The 26,007-nt window shown below is 57.2% G+C and carries 21 protein-coding genes and 1 tRNA gene; 14 read left to right on the top strand and 8 right to left on the bottom strand.

All coding sequences use genetic code 11. The annotated features are described in order from the left end of the window. Nucleotides 1-110 precede the first annotated feature (110 nt). The 3 genes from Q8N00_17390 to Q8N00_17400 all read right to left on the bottom strand — a co-directional run bounded on the left by Q8N00_17390 (nucleotide 111) and on the right by Q8N00_17400 (nucleotide 3,861). Nucleotides 111-1,139: a hypothetical protein gene (locus Q8N00_17390; protein ID MDP2384559.1), complete on the bottom strand. Its 1,029-nt coding sequence runs from the start codon at nucleotides 1,137-1,139 to the stop codon at nucleotides 111-113. A 63-nt stretch (nucleotides 1,140-1,202) separates the two neighbouring features. After that, complete coding sequence (locus tag Q8N00_17395; GenBank protein ID MDP2384560.1) at nucleotides 1,203-2,105, bottom strand: hypothetical protein; 903 nt, start codon at nucleotides 2,103-2,105, stop codon at nucleotides 1,203-1,205. Nucleotides 2,106-2,124: 19 nt separating this feature from the next. Then, a complete protein-coding gene (locus Q8N00_17400; GenBank protein ID MDP2384561.1) occupies nucleotides 2,125-3,861 on the bottom strand; it encodes a DUF4384 domain-containing protein in 1,737 nt (578 codons plus the stop codon). 181 nt (nucleotides 3,862-4,042) lie between these two features. Between Q8N00_17400 and Q8N00_17405 the strand changes: the two genes are divergently transcribed. The 3 genes from Q8N00_17405 to Q8N00_17415 all read left to right on the top strand — a co-directional run bounded on the left by Q8N00_17405 (nucleotide 4,043) and on the right by Q8N00_17415 (nucleotide 7,617). Further along, nucleotides 4,043-4,621 carry a sigma-70 family RNA polymerase sigma factor gene (locus tag Q8N00_17405; protein ID MDP2384562.1) on the top strand — a complete coding sequence of 193 codons (579 nt, stop codon included), beginning with the start codon at nucleotides 4,043-4,045 and terminating at the stop codon, nucleotides 4,619-4,621. Beyond that, a complete protein-coding gene (locus Q8N00_17410) occupies nucleotides 4,622-5,290 on the top strand; it encodes a zf-HC2 domain-containing protein (protein ID MDP2384563.1) in 669 nt (222 codons plus the stop codon). It abuts the gene before it with no gap. 89 nt (nucleotides 5,291-5,379) lie between these two features. Then, nucleotides 5,380-7,617 (top strand): caspase family protein, encoded by a 2,238-nt coding sequence (locus Q8N00_17415; GenBank protein MDP2384564.1) that lies wholly within the window; start codon nucleotides 5,380-5,382, stop codon nucleotides 7,615-7,617. Nucleotides 7,618-7,913: 296 nt separating this feature from the next. Here Q8N00_17415 and Q8N00_17420 read toward each other — a convergent pair. Further along, nucleotides 7,914-7,989: transfer RNA gene (locus Q8N00_17420), tRNA-Arg, on the bottom strand. 138 nt (nucleotides 7,990-8,127) lie between these two features. Further along, on the bottom strand, nucleotides 8,128-9,081 hold the full coding sequence (locus tag Q8N00_17425) for a fibronectin type III domain-containing protein (protein ID MDP2384565.1): 954 nt from the start codon (nucleotides 9,079-9,081) through the stop codon (nucleotides 8,128-8,130). A 430-nt stretch (nucleotides 9,082-9,511) separates the two neighbouring features. Here Q8N00_17425 and Q8N00_17430 point away from each other — a divergent pair, with 430 nt between their 5' ends. Both Q8N00_17430 and Q8N00_17435 read left to right on the top strand, forming a co-directional pair. Continuing rightward, on the top strand, nucleotides 9,512-9,778 hold the full coding sequence (locus Q8N00_17430) for a hypothetical protein (GenBank protein ID MDP2384566.1): 267 nt from the start codon (nucleotides 9,512-9,514) through the stop codon (nucleotides 9,776-9,778). Further along, on the top strand, nucleotides 9,775-10,773 hold the full coding sequence (locus Q8N00_17435; protein ID MDP2384567.1) for a hypothetical protein: 999 nt from the start codon (nucleotides 9,775-9,777) through the stop codon (nucleotides 10,771-10,773). Before Q8N00_17430 ends, Q8N00_17435 begins: the two co-directional genes overlap by 4 nt. 16 nt (nucleotides 10,774-10,789) lie before the next feature. Here the strand turns inward: Q8N00_17435 and Q8N00_17440 are convergent, their stop codons facing one another. From Q8N00_17440 to glgC, 3 genes are all read right to left on the bottom strand, one after another. Further along, entirely contained in the window at nucleotides 10,790-11,854 is a 1,065-nt protein-coding gene (locus Q8N00_17440; protein ID MDP2384568.1) for a DEAD/DEAH box helicase, read from the bottom strand. Nucleotides 11,855-11,945: 91 nt separating this feature from the next. Continuing rightward, nucleotides 11,946-13,805, bottom strand: coding sequence for a hypothetical protein (locus Q8N00_17445; protein ID MDP2384569.1), 1,860 nt, complete (start codon nucleotides 13,803-13,805; stop codon nucleotides 11,946-11,948). Continuing rightward, nucleotides 13,780-15,018 (bottom strand): glucose-1-phosphate adenylyltransferase, encoded by a 1,239-nt coding sequence (gene glgC / locus Q8N00_17450; protein ID MDP2384570.1) that lies wholly within the window; start codon nucleotides 15,016-15,018, stop codon nucleotides 13,780-13,782. The genes Q8N00_17445 and glgC overlap by 26 nt, the downstream gene beginning before the upstream one ends. Before the next feature lie 129 nt (nucleotides 15,019-15,147). Here glgC and Q8N00_17455 point away from each other — a divergent pair, with 129 nt between their 5' ends. The 9 genes from Q8N00_17455 (at nucleotide 15,148) to Q8N00_17495 (ending at nucleotide 26,002) form a co-directional block, all read left to right on the top strand. After that, complete coding sequence (locus Q8N00_17455) at nucleotides 15,148-15,447, top strand: hypothetical protein (protein MDP2384571.1); 300 nt, start codon at nucleotides 15,148-15,150, stop codon at nucleotides 15,445-15,447. Nucleotides 15,448-15,581: 134 nt separating this feature from the next. Further along, entirely contained in the window at nucleotides 15,582-16,685 is a 1,104-nt protein-coding gene (locus Q8N00_17460; GenBank protein ID MDP2384572.1) for an ABC transporter ATP-binding protein, read from the top strand. Beyond that, nucleotides 16,682-17,569, top strand: a complete 888-nt coding sequence (locus Q8N00_17465) for an ABC transporter permease (GenBank protein ID MDP2384573.1) — start codon at nucleotides 16,682-16,684, stop codon at nucleotides 17,567-17,569. The genes Q8N00_17460 and Q8N00_17465 overlap by 4 nt, the downstream gene beginning before the upstream one ends. Further along, nucleotides 17,566-18,333, top strand: coding sequence for an ABC transporter permease (locus tag Q8N00_17470; GenBank protein MDP2384574.1), 768 nt, complete (start codon nucleotides 17,566-17,568; stop codon nucleotides 18,331-18,333). The genes Q8N00_17465 and Q8N00_17470 overlap by 4 nt, the downstream gene beginning before the upstream one ends. A gap of 7 nt (nucleotides 18,334-18,340) precedes the next feature. Next, a complete protein-coding gene (locus tag Q8N00_17475; protein MDP2384575.1) occupies nucleotides 18,341-19,396 on the top strand; it encodes a spermidine/putrescine ABC transporter substrate-binding protein in 1,056 nt (351 codons plus the stop codon). 217 nt (nucleotides 19,397-19,613) lie between these two features. Then, complete coding sequence (locus Q8N00_17480) at nucleotides 19,614-20,867, top strand: TolC family protein (protein ID MDP2384576.1); 1,254 nt, start codon at nucleotides 19,614-19,616, stop codon at nucleotides 20,865-20,867. A gap of 35 nt (nucleotides 20,868-20,902) precedes the next feature. After that, nucleotides 20,903-22,060 (top strand): efflux RND transporter periplasmic adaptor subunit, encoded by a 1,158-nt coding sequence (locus tag Q8N00_17485; protein ID MDP2384577.1) that lies wholly within the window; start codon nucleotides 20,903-20,905, stop codon nucleotides 22,058-22,060. 49 nt (nucleotides 22,061-22,109) lie between these two features. Further along, on the top strand, nucleotides 22,110-25,196 hold the full coding sequence (locus Q8N00_17490) for a CusA/CzcA family heavy metal efflux RND transporter (protein MDP2384578.1): 3,087 nt from the start codon (nucleotides 22,110-22,112) through the stop codon (nucleotides 25,194-25,196). A 2-nt stretch (nucleotides 25,197-25,198) separates the two neighbouring features. Continuing rightward, nucleotides 25,199-26,002, top strand: coding sequence for a HEAT repeat domain-containing protein (locus tag Q8N00_17495; protein MDP2384579.1), 804 nt, complete (start codon nucleotides 25,199-25,201; stop codon nucleotides 26,000-26,002). Nucleotides 26,003-26,007 lie beyond the last annotated feature (5 nt).

A 26,007-nucleotide genomic window follows, 5' to 3' on the forward strand; every position in this document is an offset into this window, starting at 1 on the left:
TGCCTGTCCTCTCGAAACTGCCGGGCTGGGTAGCCAACGGAGAAGTGGCCACCATGAGTTTCTAGGTTCGGGATATGTGAATGGGGGGATTGCGCCTGGCTGCGGCGAAACTACTGCAGGGTATATCCGATCCGGATCGGGCTGATTTTATGGCCTGGGGTTGGCTTGGCTGTCATGAAAACGTAGATCAAGTATCCACGATCACGATTGACCACGGGGATCGCGAGCGTGCCGACAGTCATGAGGATGCTTCGTATTGATGATGCGCAATCGCTCTTGAGCGACACATCGATCAACGAGTCTCCAGGGGGGAGCATCCCCATGTTTGTCGTACCCAGGCTGAGTCTGTGGGCCAGAAGTCCGACTTGCACATCCTCGTCAAGCGCGTCATACACGATCACCGACAGCTCACGGATGACGGCTCCATCCGGCAATTGAACCGGCGCAGCCAATCTCGTGGCATAGGTGCCTGACGGCGCCGTCACGGTGAGGATGGTGCCAAGGATATTACTCTGCTCGTCGACCGCGATCGGGGTAATCGGCGCTCCCGTGTTTTTTCTCATATTCTCGAACAGCAGGCTGCTCGCCAATGTCAGGGGAGAAATCGTGATGAAATGGGTGGACGAGACCGGCTGAGACGCCACGATATTGTCCGGTCTCGCTGACACCGTGCAGGGTTTCGTCGGGGCGAATGTCGCAGAGGCTGACGTCGCGTAGGCATACTTCTTTAGCGCTACAGCCGAAACGAGCGCAGGCCCCCGGCTGTGAATGCCGCTGGGCGATCCCTGTGCATCCAAGGTGGTGCCACCCGGCATCAGCCACACGATATGCTGCTCGTCTGGACCCAGCACAATCGACAAGGCTGCCGGCATGGCAAGCGCTTCCTCGTGTGTTCTGGCTGTTGAGGTAAGTTGGAGTGCCGACTTGCCATCTGTCGGTATCAAGGTGAGCCACGTTTCATGGGCTTCCACGCGGTAGGTTCCGGAATCTACAACGAGATCCTGTCCTTGGGCATCGAGGAAATGCACTGGCTGCGAGAGCTCAATCAGCACCGGGGGACTCTCTGCCCATGCCGCAATAGGCATTCCGAATGCCAGGCTCCATACGCAGATACCGATGGCCCATCGCTGCCGTTTCATCGCGCTCCGCATGCTCGTGTTGTGCTCCCCATCGCTATTGGCCTTCGTGCTCACTCCTATCCGCTACGGCCGCGGCAGGTACGTCACCACAAAATCCGTTCCTTGAAATTCGGAATACAGGATCTCGATCCGGGCCGGGCTCATGGGGTTGATGCCGGCCTTGGCTAACAGATCGGCGCGCACGAGCTGAAAGACCTGTTGTTCAAACTGCATGCGGGTTTGAGGTTGGAGCAGCAACTCCCGCATGCCGTTTTCCAGCGAAGGCTGAATCTGTTTGAAGTAGTCGACCGTGGCTTTGCAAATATTGACCGGAAAAATGACGTCGAAGAAATGTGTGCATTTCTCCGCTTCTTTTACGGCCCCTGTCACGGCTATGCGAAGAGAGTGGTAGGTCGGTAATGATCGCTGATCGATGGTCGGCGTCAGGAAGACATCGATGAGCACCTTCTCCGCCACGAGATCGCTGAGCGCGCTGTCCCCCTCACCCGTATAGTCTTTGTAGTATGTCTTGAACTGGATCACCGGAATGACGAATTGGAGTCGGAGCTCCACGCCTTCCGTTGTCACAATGGGAGGGTTCGATGCCCCGGTGACATGGATGTAGGACTTTTGTCCGTTCCCGGCTTCGTGTGTGTATTTTTCCAGCGCAATGCGCCCTGAGAGGCCACGGCCCAGGGAAAAGTTCGTATCTAACGGGCTTCGCATATTGCCCAGCTGGATAAACGACTTTGTCGGGTCTCCAAGAATCACCGTAAAGGGAATGACCTTCGTGATGGACCCAGGCGGTCCGTTGGATTGCTGTGGCATGGCTGGCTGTCCGGGCATCTGTGCCGGTGGTTGAGCCGGTGTAGGGAAAGGCGCAGGAACCGGTTGCGGCGGGCGAGGGGGAAATACTTGAGCCATCGCGACCGAGCTCGAGAAGACCAGTCCCGCCGTGATCCCGATCAATCTACGGGAGATGTACATAGGAATATCCCTCTCTCACTTATTCGTGTTTAAACCAGCGGGTGACGGTCACATCTTGCCCTGGCTGACCGGCCATATACGAGAGCGGGGTCACTTGTGTGGTGGTGCCGGTTTCGTCTTTCACGGTGACGATCCCACGAGTTTTCGTCGCGCCGACCCCTCGTGGAATGACTGGCGGTTCTTCGACCTTCGCCACGATGGTGCTCGTGGGACGTGGTTCAGCCGCCATCTTCGCCATGCTCTCTTCAAGGTCTGTTCGTCGATTCGCCGAGGCGACGACATAAAATGTTTCAATTCCCTTTACCTGATCGAGGCTGAACCAGTAGGGCCCTTCTGGAAACGCCACTTCTTGATCCTTTTTCACCGGATTTGCCGTCGTGCCCGATTTGGTGGGGAAGACCGGTTCCGCCCATGCTGATCCATCGATTGAGACGATGTACACATAACAGTCGCAGCTTGTGCGTACCACCAGCTTGAACTTATCTCCGGCGTCTTTTTCCCCCCCACCGTCGGTGAGTACGTCGCCATCGTTCATTAAGACCACTTCTTTGCCTTTAGCGGTTTGTTTCTGACGAATCAGCGCCACATCGATGGCCACTGGTTCAGCAGGTACTCCACGAGGATAGATCCCAGCCCCTCCGTTGGGTTGTCCCCCGTACGGCTGAGGTTGCGCGGCTGCGCCATATCCGCCATATGCTTGCTGTTGTTGTGGTGGGGCTCCGTACGGTGATGGAGTGCCATATCCTGGCTGCGCTTGTCCGTACCCGGATTGTGCCTGTCCGTATCCTGGCTGAGACTGGCCATATCCAGGCTGCGCTTGGCCGTAGCCTGGTTGCGTGGCTGCGCCAGCCCCATAGGGATTGTTTGGATCGTAACCTGCCTGTGGAAGAGACGCCGCCCCTCCATAGGGATTGGCCTGACCAGGCTGAGCAGGCATTCCAGTGTTTCCATACGGATTTTGTGTGCCATAGGGGTTCGGCGTTCCGTACGGTTGATTGGTCGAACCATAGGGGTTCTGTTGGCCCGGCTGAGTTTGATACCCACTGTTGCCATAGGGATTCTGCGACCCGTAGGGATTTTGAGTAGCAGCAGGGTTTGGAGGTTGCCCGTATGGCGATGCTGTTCCATAAGGAGAGGCAGGCTGTCCGTATGGATTCTGCGCCCCTGCTCCATAGGGATTGTTTGGGTCGTAGGCGCCGGCTTGTCCAGGGTACGTCTGCTGCCCGGGATATTGCTGTTGGGGCATGCCCGGTTGTCCGCCATAGCCGGAGGCTGCTCCATAGGGATTGGCCTGTGCTCCTCCTGGATAGGTCATAGCGCCGGGGTTCTGGGCTCCGGCTCCATAGGGATTATTCGGATCATAGGCGCCGGCTTGCCCAGGGTAGGTTTGTGGCCCGGGATATTGTAGTTGGGGCATGCCCGGCTGTCCTTGAGGCGCTGGTTGCCCGGGAAACCCAGGCTGACCTTGAAATCCCGGTTGGCCTTGAGGCCCCAGTTGACTCTGCATGCCAGGCCCTGCCGGAAGGCCCTGCATATAGGGACTGGCCATGCGATTCACGAGGTTGCTGAGGTTGTCGCGATGCTTGGATCCGTAATTGGACAGGCCGGTTTGGAAGAGATTCTTGGCAAACTCAAAAGCTATTGGAACCAGGAACGGCGCGGCTGCACAGGAGCTGAGGAGCAGGGTGCCCGCGAGGGCCATGCCGACTCCCTGTTGATAGACTCTGTACGGCCTCATCATTGTATATCGCATCATCGGTGATCTCCGTGCTCTTGTCCCGTAGGTCGAGTCGAGTCGTCGGAAGGTTCACGGCATTGTAGACTGGCCTCGAAGGAGGGTCAATCAAACCCCCTGCTATTGAGGGGCCGGGGCAAATGTGTTAGAGCAATGGCGCAATTCGGTCCTGCTCCTGTCTCCACATTGAACGAATGGCGCGATGGACGCGACTCACTGGCACGATGTCTCAGACCCTGATCTTCTGGCCGCAGTGGCCGGCCGTGATGCCGCAGCATTTGAACGCCTCTATCAACTCTACGAGAAACGCGTCTATCAATATGTCTGTACCCTGGTCTACGACCCCACGCTGGCAGAAGAAGTGGTGGTGGATGCCATGATGGCAGTATGGCGCGGTGCCGGAAGCTTTTCCCGTTCTTCGCGTGTGTCGACCTGGATCTTCGGGATTGCGCGGCACAAGGCCTTGGATGCGCTCCGGCGCGCCGGGCGCCATTATCATGATGTGGCGTTGGATGAGGCGCTCGAATTGCCGAATGCCCAAGACAGTCCCGCAGAGTCGGTCAATCGGAAGCAAGTGACCTCGTTAACGCAGCTGGCCTTGCAGACACTCTCGCGGGAGCATCAGGAGGTGCTTCGTCTCGTGTTTTACGAAGAGCTGCCGTATGAAGAGATTGCGGATCTCCTGTCGATCCCGACTAATACGGTGAAAACCCGTGTGTATTATGCCAAGCAGCGTCTCAAACATCATCTTCAGCAACTTGCCGAGGATCAGCGAGTCTAAATGGTAGAACCAGAGACACAGGATCATCCCATCCATGCTGAGGGAGCCCTCTTACCCTGGTATCTGAACGGCACTCTCCAGGAGGAGGAACGCCGTCACGTTGACCAGCACCTTTCGTCCTGTGCCTCCTGTCGTGCGGAACTGGAGGAATTGGCTCAGCTGAATGTGCAGTTGCATGAAGTCTATGCGGCGCAGTCCGAACCGTCGATCAGGACTCAGCGAACAGTACGCGCACAAATCCAACGAGAGACCTCCGAGAAGGGCGCCAAGCCTATGACCGGTTCAGCATGGCTGGACGGGCTGGATGCTTGGTTCCGCTCTCTTTTTATTCCTCGATGGGCGCCCGCGCTTGCGGTCACGTTGCTCGTGGCTCAACTGGGATTGCTTCTGTGGAGTCTGACCCTGCCGACTCTGTCTGATCAGGTGACGACCAGGGGGCTTGGCGCGCCAACGGTCAAGCTGCGTGTGGTATTCCAGGAGACGGCATCTGCGCGACAGATTCGTATGCTCGTTCAAGGAGTGCATGGAAGAATCGTGGATGGGCCGGCTTTAGATGGCGCCTATATCATGGAGGTTCCAGCCGGGGACCAGGCTGCCGCACAGAAGAAGGTTGAGGCTCTGCGTAGCCAGCCTGAGAGTATTCGTACGGTTGAGCCGATGACACCGTGAACCTGAAGAAGCCGGCCTGCGACTGACGTATAGATGAGACGTGCAGGGTGCCTCGTTTCCCGAGACCCCGTAGACGAAAGGCGATGTTGATGAGAATCTCATTCTGGCCGCAACTGAGTGCGGTCATTCTGTGCACGACCCTGGGTGCCATTGGAGACAGCGGGGCATTGGCACAATCCGCAGCGACAGACAGTGGTTCCGGTGTGAAACGCGCGCTGCTGGTCGGCATCAATAAATATCAAGCCGTACCCAAGCTCCAAGGCTCGATCAACGATATTGAGACCATGCGGCAGATTCTGCTGACGCGTTGGGGATTTCCGGAGAGAAATATCAGCATCCTCAAGGATGACGCCGCGACGCGTGCCGGTATTCTGGCCGCATTGGAACAGTTGGTGAAGGAGACGGGGCCACAGGATACCGTGTATTTCCATTTTTCTGGCCATGGGTCGCAGGTGGAGGATTTGAACGGCGATGAAGAGGATGGCCTCGACGAGACCCTTGTCCCGCAAGATGGTCGTTCGGGAGATGTGCGGGATATCACGGATGATGAGTTGGATGCTGTGTTTGCCAGATTGCGCGCCAAGAACGCTTTCATTGTCTTGGACTCGTGCCACTCCGGTACGGCGACCCGCTCACTGGATATCCGTACCAGATCGATTCCTCAAGATCACCGGGTCGATATCTATCGGAAGGCCGATCAGGCATCCGTCAAAACGCGAGCGGTGATCCCGGTCGTCACGTCCCGGTATGTGGTCATGAGCGGCGCTGCGTCCAATCAGGAAGCGCTCGATGGACCGGTTGATGGCCGCTATCATGGCTTTTTCACATTTGCCTTGGCACGGAGCCTGAGTACGGCAGGAGCAGGGGCGACGCCCCGCGATATTTTCGGAGGAGTCGAACGGGAACTGAAACGCATTCAGACACATTTCGGCCGCTCGTCCATGCCGGAACCGCAATTGGAAGCACCGCCGGATCTTCTGGAGAAAACCCTGTTCGGTGCGACGAGTGGAGGAACGGGCGTTGCCTCGCAGAGTCAGGCTTCTCGATTACCCTGGCTGGAGGTGCAGCCAGGCGTCGGCGGGCAGGTGACACTCATCAGCGGGGTGCTACTCGGTGCCGGGCCAGGATCAATGTGGACGTTATATCCGCCGGGGGAAGTCAATTTTCTACCGGGGAGAGCGCTCGCTGTCGCGACGGTGACACAGACATCCGGAAAGGATTCGCTCGCCAAGCTGCAGAAAGCTGAGAGTGCGATTCCAAAGGGTGCTCGAGCGGTGGCGCTGCTGCCTGCCGCAAGTGGAGAAAAAGTTCCCATCCGGATTGTCGATGTTCCTCACGAGCGCCGCACACATATCGAGGACATCCTCAAGAGGAACATCGCCGAGGTTGAACTAGTGGGGCAGGAGAAGACGGCTCGATTCCTGGTCGATACCAAGGGAAGCGACTTGCGCCTCCTTGCAGCTGACGGCCTGGAGGTGGTGGCGTCATTTTCGACGCTCGACGATCAATGGGGAGCCGGTCTGGCCCTGGTGGTCTCTCGCTCAGCGAATGCATCGGAATTGCTGTCGCTGGATAATCCCTCCACTCAATTGAAAATGAACGTTCGGGTCGTGAATGCCGCCGCGCACAAGCCAGCAGTCGGTACCCGTGGCATCGCAGTCGTGGCGGGGAATACGAAGCCGGCTCAGTACCGCATTCGACGGTCGAAAGAGACGCGGTCAGAGAAGAACAGTTTGCAATTGGAAGTCAGCGTGAGTGCCGATTCATACGTGACGATTGTGGATGTCGACTCAGAAGGCGGTGTCAATCTTCTGTTTCCCAATAATTATCAGCAGCCCAGTTTTGTCACGGACGGGTTTGTCCGCGCCGGTGAGGCTGTCCTGATTCCTGACTCGCTCAAGCCCGGTAATCGTGCTGGCTTTTACTGGGACTACACCCCGCCGAAAGGCACGGATACCATTCGCGTCTTCACCAGTACAGATATCCAGACTGCCCAGATGCTTCGCCAGCGAGTGCAGACGCTTCAGAATACCGCAAGTCACACAAGCGGAGCGGTGAAGACCCGAGGGGTGGCTGCCGGCATCGGCAGCATCCGTCAGGATCTGGCCAAGATCGCCACGAGGGGGATTGTGACCGTGTACGATCCGTCCTCGCATGTGCCAGGCACTGCAATCGCTGATCAGTCTGAGCCCCCCTCAGCGGTGATGCCAGCGCCGGCAGATCCTGTTGCGCTGACGCCGCCGTTGCCCTCAAGCGAACCGGTCATGCCAACTGCACCAGCGGCAGATTGGGCTGCGACCTCGGTGACGATTCTCGTGGAAGGGTGATGTGTTGGGTCGGTCCAGATCTGACGACTGAGGGCCAATAGTCATGGCGAGAGCAGACTTTGCCGCTTCGCTGATCCTTCCAGTTCCTGCCATCCACTGACAGAGCCTGACTCCCGATCGCGGGGGTGTTTTGGTGTCTCTACCGGCTTTCGGGCTGCCCTGTAGGCGTGATCATGATGCTCGGAGCAGGTGTGGTCATGCAAGGTCTCACGCTCCACGAATTATGAAGCGTTTCCAGCACGGCATGATTCTCTGGTTGCTGTCGTCAGAAGAGAGAGCAGGGAAGAGATGTAATGTGGTGCGCCCGACAGGACTTGAACCTGTAGCCTTCTGATCCGTAGTCAGATGCTCTATCCATTGAGCTACGGGCGCGTACGAGAAGCACAGTTTCACCGGGCCCCACGCGTTACGCTCTATCGAGCCATGCGGAGAATGAAGGGCGGTCGGATTACGCTGCAGACAGGGGTTATACAGGTGTCTGGCCTGGCGGGTCAAGGGATCGTAGAAACTTTAGAGTAGGGGCTTGCTCACTTCGGTGGAGCAGGCGCTTTCATTGCCTACATTGTCGAATGCACTGACGCAGAAATAGTACGTCCTGCCAACGGTGAGATTTGAGGCATTGTAGGCGGCTACAGACCCTAGTGTGATGGGAGGGTTGTACAGTTGTGATTGTGTCCCGATGTAGACCTTATATCCGGCTAGATCTGGTTCTGTGTTTGCGGTCCAGCTGAGACCAACGGATCCTGTCGTCGAGGTCGGCTGGCTGAGGGTGAGGGAGACAGGGATCTGTTGGGGAGAATTGGTGGCCCCTGAAGCGGTGACCGCGATGACGGTGCTGTACGTGCCTGCCGTTAGTCCTTGAATGTTCACACTCGCACTTACCTGATCGGTTTCCGTGGTGGTCGTGCCAGCCGAGGTATTGAGCGCCAACCAGGCGGCAGATTCCGTCATGCTCCACGTGAGCGTTCCACCGGTAGGGTTGAGCAGGTTCATGGTTCTTGCCAGGGGATTCGCTCCTCCCGCTGTGCCTGAAAAACTGAGGCTTGCCGGATTCAGAAGGATGCTGGGACTTGCCGTTGTCCCGCCGCCGGAGACGATAAAGCTCACGGTAACGGACTCAGTCTCGAAGCGGCCATAGCGGTCTGCGATGGCGATCTGAACGGTGCTGGTGTAGGTGCCGGCCGAGAGGCCAAGCTGGTTCACTTGCATGGTTATCGTATCTTGCTCCCTTGAGATGGTTCCCGATGCCGGGGAGACTGCGAGCCAGGGCGAGGTTTCCGTCACTGTCCAATGCCTGGCCACGAGCGTCCTCTTTGAAAACCTTACGGATTGAGCCGGTGGGGTGGGCCCACCGGATGTCGCCGTAAAGGTGAGGGTACTGGGTGCATAGGAGAAGGCGAAGAGCGCAGATGGATCGAGAAGACTTACCGCAGCGATGGGCATCCAGAGCGCGAGAGAGAGCATCGTCTTATAGTGTTACATGCTGTGCCGTCCGTCGTATTGTGTTAATGCGCGAGCGGGGTGACGTGGGTCATCCTGCCGGGTTGTTCAGTCTTCTTGACATGTTGGTTCAGCAATCGCTGTGCCACTGCAGAAAGAGAGAGGCATAAGACCAGGACAAGTCCTGTTTCTAGTGACTTAGGGTGAGGCGTCTGGAAACGGTTGCCTGAAATATTATGTAGAGATCGTACTGTGCCACCTTCAATTCATCGACTGTGGGGAGAGCAGTCTGTCTCGCGATGTTGTTCGTTGCATATCGTTGTAGGCGTGCCGTATGCGTCAGGATCCGTGCACCCGTCGGCCAAGAAAGAAAAAACGATGTTCAGATTTTCCTCTCTCAGGTAGGATGACGTCGGACTGTGGCCTGCGAAACTCACTAGGGAAGCTGTACGCGATGTCGGACCAGCAATGTACGCAACATGGGATTCAAGTGCCGGATACGCCGAGGGGCTGCTCTGGTGGGATTCAGCTCGTGATCCAATGGACGATCGGTACAGTGTTTGCCGTGCTCCTGGGATCGTGGTTGGTCTGGTGGGCCATACATCTTCAGCGGCAATTCGCGGAAGATGAGATCCGGGCTGCTTGCGAACGGGTCATGCCGGATACGGTGCAGCGCTGTGTGGATACGGTGGTGATTCAACGGGGAGGCGCAAGGCGATGAGTGCAGGATGGAAAATGGTTTGCGCTGCTGTGCTGTGCGGAGCGATGTCGATCGCAACGGTCTCGGTTGGCGCAGGGGAAGAGCTCGTTCAGGAATCTCGTCCCAAGGTCGAGCTGAGTGCCGGGACCTGGTTTATGGGTGTCGGCAAGACCACATGGGCTCACAATGCCTCTTCGGTCGCGGGTTTGGGGAATCCAACGTCCAAGTTGACCTACAAAGATGTCGGTACCTATGTGATCGATCTGACAGGAAAGCTCTGGTTTTCCCCACGGGTATTCGGGCGGCTGAACGTGGGAATTGCGGACATTGGTGGTGGCCGGCTGACGGACGATGACTATGGATCAGGGCAACGGCTATTTTCGAAAACCACCAGCAACATTTCCGGCAACAACATGTATTACATCAACGCCGATCTGGGTGGCCGGGTAAAAGAATTCGCCAACCATCGAGGCTATCTGGACTTATTCGGAGGATACCAGTATTGGCATACGGAGTATCAGGCAGTTGGAATTGGACAGGTGGTGTGTAATCCGAGTGCGATCCCCGGCTTGACCTGCGCTGCAGCCGGCACGAGTAGTAATCAAGGACAGACGGTGATTACCAATACGACAAATTGGCACTCGATCCGGCTAGGTGCCTCAACAGAATATCGGTTGACGCGGCGGTTAAGCCTGGTGGGAACTGCTGCCTTTATTCCGGTGAGCATCGTTGAGAACAAGGACATTCATCACCTGAGAACTTCTGGTGTCGGTGCACTTCAGCAAAACCCGAGCATCTCGATGCTGGGCTTCGGCATTGGAGCGGATGCCGATGTGGGCGCCAAGTTTATGTTTACCAAGAACGTGGGACTGAACATCGGGTATCGCGTGTGGTGGAACAGGACGCTTGATGGGAACGTGACGTTCCATGGGGTGAGTGGTGCTTCAGAATATCCCTTGACCCAGTTCGAATCTATCCGGCATGGGCTGACAGCCGGACTCAATATTACATTCTAGGAATGTCGTAACTCGACTAGCGGCGGCGCCCTGACGGCAGGGTTTCGTCTTCGTACTGCTCAAAGAGCCTCTTGGCTTCCGGGTGCAGATGGCCTGGATGACCGTGGGGGATGCCCACGGTGCGGAAGAGCGGTGCAAGCTTTCCGTTCGGGTGCAAGTAGCCGGCGCGAAGAGGGACGGTTCGCGTGCTGTGACGGATCAGATGGCAGGGAGTCGGTCTGATCGTGGTGAGCCAGTCGGCAATGTCGTGTGGGTTGCCGATCGACGCAGAGAGCAAGAGCAGTTTGGCTTGGCTCGGGCAGAAAATGATCGTTTCTTCCCAGACGACGCCCCGCTCGGGATCTGCAATATATTGAGACTCGTCCAAAATCACGAGACCTAACGTATCGAGCCGCACATCGATCTCACCGCCTCCCGCGTCGTAGAGCAGATTCCGCAAGATCTCCGTCGTCATAATCAACAGGGGCGCTTGCCCATTGTCTCGCCGATCGCCGGTCAGGATGCCGACCTGGTCTGCACCGAATATTTTTGAAAATTCCGTGTACTTGGTATTGGAGAGGGCCTTGAGAGGCGAGGTATAGATGACGGTCCGATTCTCCGCGATGGCCCGTCGGGCCGCTTCGACCGCGACGTAGGTCTTTCCGCTTCCTGTCGGGACGCTCACGACGACGTCGCCTTCTCGCAGTTTGGCGATGGCGTCTTCTTGCCAGGCATCGGGGACAAAGGTTTGCGGCGGCGGCACTCCCAGTCCCTCCAACCAACTTGAGAGCGTAATGCCCGGTTCCTGGGACTCCGGTTCAACCGGTCTATGCCCGGAGCGGCGCGGCTGCGCTGCGGGTTTCGGCTTTCGCGCGGCCGGGGCTTGGGGTGGGGCTGGAGCCGGACGGGCCTCTCGCTCACCGATCAAGGTTTGGAGGTCGGACTCGAATCCTGGTCGATTCTCAGCAGAGTGGCGCAGTAACACTTCGATCAAGCGACGTTTGCCTGCGCGGAAATGCCGTTGCACTCGCCCGCGCGCAAGTCGATGCAGCAGGGCGATCGGTTGTTGCGCCAGAAGTTGTTCGAGCTCTTCAGTAGTCATGGTTTGAAGGGGTCGTAAGGGGTGAAGGGGTACTGGGGTAGCAAGAAAGCCGCCTGTGTCCCTTTACCCCTATGCCCCCATACCCCTTTCGTCACGGTAATTCTTCCAGTACACCTCGGCGGAGGGCAGCGATCGCTCGTGAGGCGCTGTCTGCCAACCCTGGGTGAGTGCCTTTGAGCGTGCGCAGTTGCGAGAGAAACTCCAACGTTCGCGCTAAGAGACGATAGATATCCCCTTCAGCCATCGTGGTGCTCTTACAGAGACCGATCCAGGTGAGCGAGGGATCGCCGATCCACCGCTCCGTCACCGCGGCAATGTCGGCCCGAAGGAGCGGGGGATCTTCATGCGGCGCGAGCGACACCGCCAGCTTTCGCACCTGTCCGAGCAAGGAACCCAATCCTGAACTGACGCGAGGAAAGGCGCCGGGGCGATCGTCGTCATGAGCGATGCTCGACATGACGGCGGCCAGCATGGCGGGATCGGCTCCATTGAAGGCATCGGCCCGGAGCAATTCGGTGATGAGCAGCGAATGGTCGATGCGGATAAGTCTGGCCCATTCGCCGTCATCGGTGAGACGGGACGTCGGCGAGAGGTACCCGAACTGTTGCAGGACGTCGATCTTCTCCTGGAAGCGATGCCAGAGACTGGTGCGGAGGGCCTGAATCGATTTGATATGGCGCTGTTGTTCCTGCCGGAGTTTGGAGGCAAGGGGATAGTCGCTCTGACAGGCGGCGCGCGACGGACAGGTCGGGCAGGCAAAGTCGCCCAGGGTTTGTACGATCGCGTCCGGAATCGGTTCATCGTCTTTTGGAATCAAGATGGGAAGCTCCGGCAGCCTGGTCGGTAACTCGTCCAGTTGCCGGAGTAAGTCTTCTACACTCTCCGGCGTGCACCAGGGATAAACCGGCGCATCCACGCAGTCGAGGATACGGTCGGAGATTTCGGTGACGGTGGAGGAGGGAGATTCGGTAATGCCTCCGCCCTGACGCAGGGCTGTGACCATCGGGCTCTTTTGTCCCTTGCTGCGGTATTGCCGCAGGACGACGCCGCGGCTCCGTCCGAACCCCACCACGCGACCCGGGGTGAGAAAGTGAAAGCGTGCGGCCACTTCCGCTGGCTCGTGCCTTCTGACGGGAGCCCGGTGCGATTTCTGGCGCCGGACCTGGTCGAAGGTCTGCCATTCGGTGATCCAGTCGGTGCAGACGCGTGGCCCGAAGGGCTCCATCTGATCGCGCAGGTCATCCAGTTTTCGTTCCAAGACTTCGGCGCGTTGGTTGAGCTGAAATTGCGCGAAACTTTTGGCGAGAATCGATTGAATCTGATCCAGGGGATGCGCCTTCAACAGATTGAGGACCATCGGATAGCTGATGAGGAACTGGCTATTGATCGCTTCCGGATGGCCGGTAAAGCCCTTGGTCAGCACGTTGAGGTCGATGTAGGGCGACGGCGTCACGATGGCGAAGCCCACGAGATCTTTTCCGCGGCGGCCTGCGCGGCCGGCAATCTGCTGCACTTCGCCGATCGTCAAGTCCATGAAGTCGCGCGACTTGCGAATGCTGGACTGTGTGATGATGACGGTGCGCGCGGGAAAATCAACGCCGGCGGCCAAGGTGGTCGTGGCGAAGACGGCGTCGAGACAGCCATGGCGCATCAGTTCCTCGACCGCAATTTTCCAGGAGGGGAGATGGCCGGCATGGTGCGCGGCCACGCCGATGCGTGTGACGGTCGGAATGAGCGGATGTTCGGCGATGCTGGGATATTGGGCGATCACCTTGTCCAGCACGGCGGCGATGGCATCTTGACGAGGCGCCGGAAGAAAAATGTGGCTATGGTCGAAGGCCTGCATCGCTTCATCGCACGCTCGGCGCGACGTCAGGAAGACAATGGCAGGGGTCAAGTGCTTCTCGCGAAGGGCTAGGATCAGGTCAACTGGATGAATCGAGGGAGGCATGCAGTTTCATTCCCTTTGAAATCACGACGAGGCCGGATTCGGTGACGGTAAATCGCTGTGCATCGGCCGCCCGGTCGTACCCGATTTCCGTATTGGGCGGGATGACGACATCCTTATCGATGATGGCCCGTTTGATCCGGCTCTGTTCGCCGATGACGACGTTTTCCATGACGATCGATTCACGCACGTCGGCATGGTCCAGCACGCGGACGTTTGGTGAGAGCACCGAGTTTTGCACCCGGCCACCCGAGACGATGCAGCCGCCGCAGACGATGGAATCCAACGCCACGCCCATTCTGCCGCCTTGATAGTCTTGCGCGAAGACGAATTTGGCAGGTGGATATTGTCCTTGATAGGTGCGAATCGGCCACTGCTGGTCGTAGAGATTAAACTGGGGATCCACCGAGACGAGGTCCAGGTTCGCTTCCCAGTAGGCGTCCAGGGTGCCGATGTCGCGCCAATACTTCACGTCTTTGTTGTTCGCGTCGACAAAGTTGTAGGCATAGACACGGCGATCGCGAATCATACGCGGAATAATATTTTTCCCGAAGTCGTGACTGCCGCCCTCTTGCGCGTCGGCAATCAAGTACTCACGGAGGACCTTGGTGCGAAACAGGTAGATGCCCATCGAGCCAAAGGCCTTGGTTGGATCGTTGGGGATCGACGGCGCATGCGCCGGTTTCTCGATGAAGTCCGTAATCCGGAAGTCTTCGTCCACGCCGATCACCCCGAAGCGATGGGCCTCTTCAATCGGGATATCGATGGCCCCGACCACGGCATCGGCGCCTTTGGCGAGGAGCCAATGGAACATCTCCATATAGTCCATTTTGTAGATGTGGTCGCCGGCCAGGATCAGGACATAGTCCGGTTGTTCGTTGTCGAGGAGGAACAGGTTTTGGTGCACCGCGTCGGCCGTGCCTTGATACCATTCTTCGCTGATCCGTTGCTGGGGTGGAATCGAGGCGATGTATTCGCCGAGTTCGGCATTCAAGATGTTCCAGCCCGTGCGGATGTGACGATCGAGCGAGTGGGACTTGTACTGGATGAGGACGGCGACTTTGCGCAGTCCGGAATTGAGACAGTTGCTGAGCGTGAAATCGATGATGCGATACTTTCCACCAAAGGGCACCGCCGGCTTGGCGCGATGTTCGGTGAGAGGCTGAAGCCGTTCGCCCTTTCCTCCCGCCAGCACCATGGTGAAAATGTTCTGCATTGCGGCGAATTGTAGCAGGACGCAGAGGAAATAGAAAGAAAGCAGACTCGTTGACATCGAGAGGATCTGAGACGATACTACGCGAGACAGCCTAGGCAGATGTGTGATTCGTCGATCAAAGGAGTGCGTATGAAGCGGGATGTATTGGTCACGTCGCTGGTGAGACAGAAACCGATTCTGAAGTCGGTGCAGAAGTCGGTTCAGAAGCCGGTCGTGGATCGCAGCAAAGATGCGTTGTCGCGGCTCGAACATCTTGAAAACCAAATGGCGAAGTTGTCGGAATTAGTCCGTGAGCATGCGGAGGATGTCGATCGGTTGGTGCGCATCGTGGCAGAAGATCGCGAAGTCATTCGGCGACAGTTGTTGCGTAAGCACCATGAGCAAGTCCGGGTTCGGAAACATCTCCGTGATTCGAGTTCCAAAGGATGACTCGACTCCTAAGCCGGTGATCCTGTGCCGTCGATTCCTCCTCGTGGGTCCTTCCTCTCAGCATTGCGAACAGACCCTGCCCGCCTCGTTCTTGCTGCTTCGCCCTTATGCCGGTGATGTCCACATGGATCAGCATGGTTGACCAATCAGCGAGTATCGACATCACGTCTTTGGTGAAGCGGCATGGTGCGACGCTTGCGGTCGACCATGTGTCGTTGACCGTGCAGCGAGGGGAATTCTTTTCGCTCCTCGGACCCAGTGGAGCAGGGAAGACGTCCCTGTTGCGGATGATCGCAGGATTTGAAACGCCGGATGAGGGGACCATTTGCATTGATGGCCGCTCGATGGAGGCGGTGCCACCGAACCGCCGTCCTGTGAATCTCGTCTTTCAATCCTATGCACTCTTTCCCCATATGACGGTGGCTGAAAATGTGGCCTTCGGCCCCACGATGCAGGGCGTTCCACGCGCTGAGATTACGTCCCGCGTACGTCTCGCCTTGGATATGGTGAAGCTTTCATCGAAAGAGGAGCGCCTGCCATCTCAGCTATCGGGTGGGGAGCAACAACGCGTCGCATTGGCCCGTGCGTTAGTGAATCGGCCATCTGTCCTGTTACTCGATGAGCCGCTCTCAGCGTTGGACCAACAGCTCCGACAAGAGATGCAGGTTGAATTGAAATCCATTCAAGCACGAGCGGCCTGCACCTTCGTGTGTGTCACCCATCATCAGGAAGAAGCCCTGACCATGTCGGACCATGTGGCGGTCATGCATCAGGGGCGGGTCCTGCAGGTCGGGAGCCCGCAAGATCTGTATGAGTCGCCACGTTCGGCATTTGTGGCCAGGTTTATCGGGGTCTCGAATGAACTGCGTGGAATCGTTCGACGCATCGACGGGGAGCGAGCGATCGTGCAATCTCCGGAATGCGTTGGAGAGATTCAAATTGTCCTGCCTATACATCCGGCTATCCAGGTGGGAAGCCCTGTCACGTTGCTGATACGGCCAGAGCGGCTTCGCCTGTCGACCGCCGCGCAGGGGCTGAGCGGTGAACAGAGTCTAGCCGCCTCAGTCGACAAGGTGCTCTATAGCGGGAGCGATCGACGTTATCTGGTGCGGCTGGGCGAGCATGCCGTCTGGAACGTGCGGGTGCCGAACGATGAGTCCGGTCGAAGCGGGCATGTGCCGGGCGATACCCTGCACGTGCGTTGGCAGATTTCCGATGCCGTGGTGTTGAGCGAATGAACAGCTCTCCTCCTGACGGACGGGCAGAGTCTTCCGGACCTCTGGCGGCCTGGTGGCTGCTCGGACCAGGTCTGCTCTGGATGGGTCTGTTGTTTGTGGTGCCGCTCGGTCTGGTCCTGGTGATCAGTTTTGCCGAACGGGGAATCTATGGAGGGATTGTCTGGTCGTTCAGCCTGACGAACTATCTGGATCTTCTCCATCCTTTGTACGCTCGCATTCTTGGCCAATCGATCCTTTTGGCCGCCGTGACGACCTTGCTCTGCCTGATCATGGGCTTCCCCTTGGCCTACTATATCGCGAGGGCGGCGCCGAGACGGCAGGGGGTCTTGTTGCTGCTGGTCATGATTCCCTTCTGGACGAACTTTCTCGTTCGTACCTATGCCTGGATGTTTATCCTCCGCACTGAAGGTCTCCTGAATACGCTGCTGCTGAAGTTGGGGGTGATTGCGACTCCGATCGAGCTGCTCTATTCCAATACTGCCGTGGTGATCGGACTGGTCTACGGCTATCTCCCCTTTATGGTGCTGCCGCTGTATGTCGCGCTCGAGCGGGTGGACCGAACGCTGGTCGAGGCGGCCTGGGATTTGTACGCCACGCGATGGGCGATGGTCTGGCGAATTATTGTGCCGCTTGCCAGGCCAGGGATCATGGCCGGTTGTCTCCTCGTGTTTATTCCTTCGCTGGGAGCCTTTCTCACGCCGGATCTCCTCGGGGGAGCCAGGAGCATGATGGTCGGGAATCTCATCCAACATGAGTTTTTGGTCGCGCGCGATTGGCCGCTGGGCGCGGCCATCTCTTCGCTGTTGATGTTGTTCGTGATGGGTATGATGAGCTGGTCGCTTCGCACCGCAACACCAGGATCCCGGCAGGAGGATGCGTCATGAGACAGGCTGGGGGCTGGTTGTGGCGCGTGAGTCTGGCCAATCTGTTCTTCCTGTATGGACCCATCGCCGTGTTGATCCTGTTTTCGTTCAACGCGTCGCGACTGTCTGCGAGCTGGCAAGGATGGACGTGGCAATGGTATCGCGCGTTGTGGGTGGATCACGCGCTGCTCGATGCCACGGCGAACAGCCTGTGGGTGGCGGCGGTGTCGACGGTGCTTGCACTGATCTTGGGTGTCGGGCTCGCGGTGGGGTTGGATGGTCTGCCCGGGCGACGGCAGCAGCAGATTGAACAGGCGCTGCTGCTGCCGCTGGTGATTCCGGAAATTATGATGGGGGTCTCGCTGTTATTGTTCTTCGTCCTGCTACAGATTCCCCTCAGTCTGATGACGGTGATGATTGGCCATGCGCTGTTTAATGTGCCCGTCGTGATGATCATCGTGCGAGCCCGTCTCAAAAAATTAGATCCACGGCTGTTGGAAGCCGCAGCGGATCTCGGGGCCTCCTATTGGGATACGTTGCGTCATGTGACGATTCCGCTACTCAGGCCTGCCATTTTAGGGGCAGGGCTCATGGCCTTTACCATTTCGCTCGACGACTTCATCGTCACCTATTTTACCGCCGGTCCCGGGGCGACGACCTTGCCGCTGAAAGTGTATTCGATGATCAAATCAGGCATGTCACCCGAGATCAACGCCCTGTCGGCATTGTTCGTCATTGTGTCCATGGGGTTGATCGGGTTGTCCCTTCTCTTACAACGACGATAGGGCATGTATGCGTAGCAACGGGATGCGGTTTTCCCTCAGCCTGCTGATCCTCCTGCTCTGGGGGACCCTGGCCTGTCAACGAACCTCCGGGGATGCAGGGCAGAAGACGCTCCACTATTTCACCTGGTCCGATTACGTCGGGCCCGAGTTGTTGGCTGAGTTTGAACGGCGCCATGGCGTGCATGTCGTGGTGGATACCTTCAGCAGCAACGAAGAACTGTTAGCCAAGCTTCAGGGCGGCGCGACAGGCTACGATGTGACGGTGCCGTCGGACTTCATGGCGGCGATCATGATTCAGCAGGGGCTCGTTGCCGAACTCGACTCCACGATGTTGCCGAACGCCGCCACGTTAGAAGACCATCTTCAGCACCTTCCGTTCGATCCGACGCAACGGTTCGCCATTCCCTATCTCTGGGGTACGGTCGGGATCGGGTATGACTCAGCCGTCGTCTCGCCGCCACCGGACAGTTGGGCGGTGCTGTGGGATGTCCGCTATAGTGGAAAGATCAGCATGTTGAACGATCAGCGGGAAGTGTTTGGGGCGGTCCTCCGGTTGATAGGGACCTCTATGAATACGAAGGATCCGGCGTTGATTGAGGCGGCAAAAGCGCGATTGTTGGTGCAGAAACCATTGGTGAAAGCCTATGCCAGCGAGCATTACGACCAACTCTTAGCGTCGGGCGATGTGGTGCTGGCGCATGGGTGGGGAGGGCCGGTTGCCCGGGCGATGCTGGATCGGCCGTCGATTCGTTATGTCGTGCCGAAAGAAGGTGCGACTCTCTGGGCGGACTGTCTGGTCGTGCTGAAGTCCTCACCCAGGAAAAAGCTGGCGACGCAGTTTATTAATTACCTCTTGGAGCCACAAGTCTCGGCGCGCACAACAGAGCGTCTGCTGTTTGCTTCTGCCAATAAAGCAGCCAGGCCCTTTGTACCCTCACGTATTTTGGATAACCCCGCCATCTATCCACCCCTCGACCTGCTCCCTCGCCTGGAATGGATGACCGACGTCGGCGCGGCGCTGCGAATGTACGATCGGGCCTGGACCGAACTCAAGATGCATTAGTGGGATGGCCTTTTCCCGCCAATGCATAGGGTGATCGATAAGGGACAATAAGTGCTTATTTATCAAGAGGTTCTTTGCTTTGGCCCAGGTACTCTGTATAATCACACTTCTGTTAAAGCGAAGTGTGCACTGGTTGCAGAAATATAGGAGTCTGTCTGTGTTGTTGGATCGACGATTTACGCTTATCTGCTCCCTCTCAATGATCAGCGTTCTGGGTATGTCCACCTCTCATGCCGATGCGGTCTCGCCGTCTTCGATGCCTGAACAGATGCCTGTGGCAGCGAAAGTGCTTCGCCTCAGCGTGAACGATGCGCTGGGCGTGTTCGTCAGTCAAAACCTCGATGTGCTCATCGCCAAGTACGGGATCGAGTATACCAAAGGGCAAGAAGTGACTGCGCGGTTGTTCCCGAATCCCGTTCTGACTGTTGGGTCGCTCGGTTCTTTCACGCAGGGTCGAACGATCTCAAACAGCAGCTCGTTGGGTTTCCAGGCACAGCAGTTGTTTGAGCTGGCGGGTAAACGGGGCTATCGAATCGAAAGCGCGGGGTTCGGCACCCAATCGGCAGAGGCCGCCTTTGAAGATGCCGTGCGGCAACTCGGGTTTACGGTGAAGGACACCTACTATCGGATTCAGTTGGCGCAACGTCGGCTGGTGTTGGCTGAAGAGAACCGCGACCGCTTTTCACGAATCCTCGACATCAACACGATCCGTTTCAAAAAAGGGTACATCGCAGAAGTCGATCTCATTCGGATTCGCTTGCAGATGGTGGACTTTCAATCGCAGGTCATTCAATCGTTGCAGGAGGCAGAGTCGGCGAGAGGTGATCTTCGTCAGTTGCTGCGGGTCTCTCCCAAGACAATGGTGGAATTGACCACAGAGCTGGATTTCCGCCGGATCGATCCCGATATCGAGAGATTACGAGTGGCTGCCTTGGATGTGCGTCCTGACATTCGCGCCAAACGCTATACGTTTTCCCAGCGGGAATCCGATCTCAAGCTGGCGAAGGCCTACCGGGTGCCCGACGTGACGGTTGGAGCCGGATACGCAGTTCAGGGAAGCCAGGGCCCTGATAACCCAGGCCAAGCGGCACTCAACGTGGGCATCCCCTTACCGCTATTCAACCGGAACCAAGGCGGGATTCGACAGGCAGAGGTCGCGGTCCAATCCGCTGAGGCTGACTTGAATAAGACGGTCAATCTAGTCGAGAATGAAGTGGAAGTCGCCTATCGCAACCTGTTGCAGAGCCGGCGGTTGGTCGAAGCCTATGTCGGTGGAGTGTTGGAGGATGCCCGCTCGACCTTTACGATCGTTGAGCGGGCCTATGAACGGGGTGGGGCGACCATTCTCGATTTGCTCGACGCCGCTCGTACATCACGGACTATTCAGCAGAACTATATCGAGGCGCTGTTTAATTATCAGCACCAGCTGTTCCAATTAGAAAGCGCCGTGGGTCAGGAGATCATCTCGTGAGAACCCTGGTGACAGCTGAGGTTATGGTTGCGCATATGAAGGCATCTCGTCGGTTTCTGTCAGTACGATCGGTTGCCGCCGTCACCTGTCTGTTCCTTGTTGCCTGTGGGCGAGGCGAGCCACCGGCAGCGTCCTCCGCCGCAAGTCCTCTTCCTCAGAAATCCGGTTCAGTCCAGGGGGTGCAGCCGCGGGTAGAAACGGCTCTCGTTGAAGTCGGGTCGGGGGCTCATGCCTTGACCTTGTCCGGGAAGATCGCTTATGGAGAAGATCATTATTCAAGAATTTCCTCTCCAATCCAAGGGCGCGTCCTCGAAGTGCGGGCGCACTTGGGCGAGCGGGTGCAGGCGGGTAGTGTGTTGCTGGTATTAGACAGCCAGGAAATTGCTCAGGCCTATTCGGAATACGTGAAGGAAGACTCCGATCTTCAATATGCGACCCGTGCCCGTGATTTGGCCAAGGACCTGTATGAGAATAAAGCTTTGCCGTTAAAGGACCTCAAGCAGGCGGAGAATGAGCTGACCAAGGCGCGCGCTGAATTCCGGCGCGCCAAAGAGCGGTTGTTATCGCTGCGTGTTCCTGCCCAGGAATTGGAAAAACCGCTCGACCGGCAGAAAATTACGTCCCGATTCGATATGAAGAGTCCTTTGACCGGGATTGTCGTGGAGCGGAACGTCACGCCCGGACAGTCGATCGGGGGAGATTCCAGCCAGGTCGTGTTCACGGTAGCGGATCTCGATATGCTGCAGGTGGTGGCAGATGTGTATGAACGGGATCTGGCTCTGGTCAAAGAAGGGCAGTTTGCGACGGTGAGCGTGGAAGCGTACCCTGACGTGAGTTTTCCCGCGACCGTAGCCAGCATCGGCGACGTGGTCGATACGACGTCGAGGACCATTAAGCTCCGCGCCTGGGTCAATAATAAGGACCATCGGTTGAAGCCGGAAATGTTTGCACGCCTCCATATCCAGGTCGGAGAGTCCTCGCCGCTGTTGACGATTCCACGCGAAGCGGTATTGGAAGTGGACGGAAAACAGTTTGTGTACGTGCTCGAAGGTCCCGACCAGTATGCCAAGCGTGAAGTCAAAGTGAACACGATTTCACCGGATCATGTGCGGGTTTTGGAAGGTCTGACATCGGGCCAGCGCATCGTGATTAAAGGCGCCGTGTTGATCAAGGGGCAGGAAGTCAAAGGGTAGCCCTCACGAGTCCGTTCTCCTCCTTCGAATTGGAATCTAATCGAACCTCATGATAGCCAGAATTGTTGAACTCTCTCTGGTCCAGCGCGTCATGGTTTGCGTGCTGGGTTTTCTCCTCTTCTTCGGCGGACTCTACGCCTTTCACATCCTCGATATCGTCGCCTATCCGGATCCCTCGCCCCCGATGGTCGAGCTGATCACGCAGTATCCCGGGTGGTCGGCCGAAGAGATCGAACGCCAAATTTCGATTCCTATTGAAGTTGCCCTCAACGGTATGCCCGGCCTCACGGACATTCGTTCCCTCTCGATCTTTGGCTTGAGCGACATTAAGATCTATTTCGATTTCGATACGGAAATATTTCACGACCGTCAGGAAGTCTTGAACAGGCTGGGTTCAGTGCAATTGCCTCCCGGCGCGGCGCCGTCGCTCTCTCCCTGGTGGGCGATTGCCGAAATCTACCGGTACGAACTCACAGGGACCGGTGAGACCACACTCACCGACTTGAAAACGATTCAGGACTGGCAGGTTCGTCGGGAGTTCCGGCGGATTCCCGGCGTCATCGACGTGACTGCGTTCGGGGGAACGACCAAGGAATACCACGTCGATATCGATCCTGGACGGTTGATCAGCTATGGCGTCAGCCTCTCTCAGGTCATGTCGGCCTTGACCAATAGTAATGCCAATGTCGGCGGGAACTATCTGACGATCGGCGCGCAGAACTACAATATCCGAGGATTGGGTCTTATTAACGGACTCGCGGATATTGAAAACGTCATGGTGGCCGAAAAAGATGGGACACCGATTTTCGTCAAGACACTCGGAACGGTCGCGGTCGGTTCACAAGTTCGATTGGGGAAGGTCGGTATCGACGATCGAGACGACGTGGTTGAAGGCGTTGTGCTGCTCCAACGTGGGTATAAGGCGCTCAATGTCCTGGAGAAGGTGCGAGAAAAAGTTGAGGATCTGAATACGTGGAAGCTGCCGGCCAACGTCAAGGTTAAAACCTTCTATGATCGTACGGCCCTGATCCATACGACGGTGGAGACGGTTACGGACATTCTCATCAGCGGCATGGTCTTGGTCTTTATCATCCTGTTCGTGTTCCTGGGACATTTGCGCGCGGCCTTGATTGTGGCATTAACTATTCCACTCTCCTTGTTGTTTACCTTTGGCATGATGGTGTCCATTGGGCAGTCGGCGAATTTGATCTCGCTCGGGTCCATCGATTTCGGCATTATCGTGGATGCCACGCTGATTATGGTGGAGAGCATCTTTTTCCATCTCGCGCACGGGAAGATCCAAGGGTTGACTGTCCACCAGCAGATCGTGAGGGCTGCGCGACAGGTTGGACAGCCGATCTTCTCCTCTACGGCGATTATCGTGGTGGCGTTTATTCCGCTCTTTACGATGACGGGTGTGCCGGGGAAGATCTTTGCACCGATGTCGATCACCTATGGGTTCGCTTTGGTGGGCGCGCTCTTGATGGCCTTTACGTTGGCTCCCGTACTCTGTTCCTTCCTGCTGAAGGGCACGATCAGCGAGGAGGATACGGCGATCGTCCGGGGAATCCGTCGCGTCTATAACGGCATTTTGGGGTTTGCGTTAGACCATCGGGCGGTGGTCGTCGGAGCCTGCGTGGGACTTCTCGCCATCACCTTTGTGGCCTTAAAGTCCATTGGAGGGGAGTTCATGCCGGCGCTGGAAGAGGGGAATCTCTGGGTGCGTGCCACGATGCCCGTGGATATTTCTTTCGATCAGGCCGCCAAGCTGACGAGCGAGATTCGCCTCCTGTTCCGGGAGTCGCCCGAGGTCACGACCATCGTGTCGCAGTTGGGCCGTCCCGACGACGGCACCGATCCCACGAGTTTTTTCAACGCGGAGTTTTTAGCCAACCTGAAGCCTGAAAAAGAATGGCGCCCCGGCCTGAGCAAAGATGGGCTGATCGAAGAGATCGAGGGGAGGCTGAAAGATATTCCCGGCGTCATCTTCAATTTTTCGCAGGTGATTCAGGACAATGTGGAAGAGGCGATGTCGGGGGTCAAGGGAGAGAACTCCATCAAACTCTTCGGGAACGATCTGAAGACGATGGAGGCCAAGGCCACCGAGATCGAGCATGTGATGCAAAAGGTCCGGGGCGTCAAAGACCTGGGAATTTTCCGTCTCGTGGGACAACCGAATCTGTTGATTCAGGTCGATCGTGAGGCAAGCGCGCGGTATGGACTGCAAGTGTCGGATGTCAACGCCGTGGTCCAGGCCGCGGTCGGGGGGCAGGCGGTCACGCAGGTCTATGAAGGAGAGCGCCTATTCGATCTCGTGGTTCGCTTTCTTCCGGAATTTCGACAGGATGTCGCTGCAATCGGGAATATCCTCGTCAGTACGCCGAATGGGGCCCGCGTTCCCTTGAAGCAAGTGGCATCCATTACGACGCAGACCGGGGCCTTCATTATCTATCGCGAAAATAATGAGCGATATATTCCGATCAAGTTCAGTGTCCGTGATCGCGACCTTCAGAGTACCGTGGAGGAGGCGCAAGCCCTTTTGGCTAAAGAGGTGACGCTGCCCGAGCGGTATCGGATGGAATGGGCGGGTCAATACGATCAGCTGAAAGATGAACAGAAGCGATTGGCGATGGTGGTGCCGATTAGTTTGGTGATCATTTTATTTCTGTTGTACACCACGTTCGACTCGGTCAAGAATGCGCTCCTGGTCTTGAGCACGGTTCCGTTTGCTTTGATTGGTGGAGTACTGTCCCTCGTCGCCACCCATACGAATTTTAGTATCTCTGCCGCGGTCGGCGTCATTTCGACGCTCGGGGTGGCCATCCTCGGCGGGGTTTTGTTGATATCACGGATCGAAGATTTCCGGCGCACGGGGTTGACCCTTCGGGAGGCTGTTCGAAAGGGGGCCGACGTGCAGATGCGACCGATTCTCATGGCCACGTTGGGTGCCGCGATTGGTTTGCTGCCGGCCGCGCTGGCAACCGGTATTGGGTCGCAGGCGCAGAAACCGCTTGCACGAGTCGTGGTCGGCGGCATGCTGACAGCCGCCGTGCTGATTCTGGTGGTCTTGCCGGTGCTCTACGAAATTGTTCATCGGCGGGATGAGCGTAGTGATGAAGAGAAAGAAAGGGGATGATTGTGCAGAAACGACATCTGTATTCCTGGGGAGTCTTTGTGTTGGCGGTGTTACTGGGAGCGCCCCAGACCTTGTGGGCTGACCCTGTAGGAACAGGATGGGCCATCATTCGAGTGCAGATCCCTTACGAGGCGCCTCCAAAGGGGCAGGACGTTCTGGCTGAGTCCGTTCCACAGAATACGAAACCCTTGACGCCTGAAGAAGTGCAGCGGGCGGAAGCGCTGCTGCCATTGCTTGAGGGGAAGCAAGAGTTTTGGGCGATGGGAGAATTCGTGCACCTCGGCGAGCCTGCCGTGCCGGTCCTGGTGAAGGGCTTGACCATGCCGGGCCCGCGGATTCGGTACAATGTGATTGAAACAATTTCGATGTTGAAGGCGGTCTCGGCGGTTCCAGCCCTCGTTGCAGCTGCCAAGGAGCCGAATGAGATCCCGCGGGTACGTGAACATGCGCTGCGGGTGGCGGTGCGATTGGACGCGGCGAAGGCCGTGGAGGCAATCGAGGTGATGGCGAAGGATCAGAATTCGTCGATCCGGAAGGTCGCCGCCTTTGAGTCCCGCTATGTCAGGGAGAAAGCCGTCGTCCCTATTCTCATCGGGATGATCGGCGATGAGGAACGTTTCGTGGCCCTTTCGGCGGTGCAGTCGCTCTGGATTTTGACCAGGCATGAAAGCGAATTTCACGATTGGGAGATATCGTCCAAGCAAGATCGTCAAGAATGGACAGTCGAGTGGTTGGAATGGTGGAACGGGCAAAAAGATACGTTCGAAATGCCGGACCCGAAGAGGTCGGGGCGTAATCGACCGTAGCAAGC

Source organism: Nitrospirota bacterium, assembly GCA_030684575.1.
In the GTDB taxonomy this organism is placed as follows: domain Bacteria; phylum Nitrospirota; class Nitrospiria; order Nitrospirales; family Nitrospiraceae; genus Palsa-1315.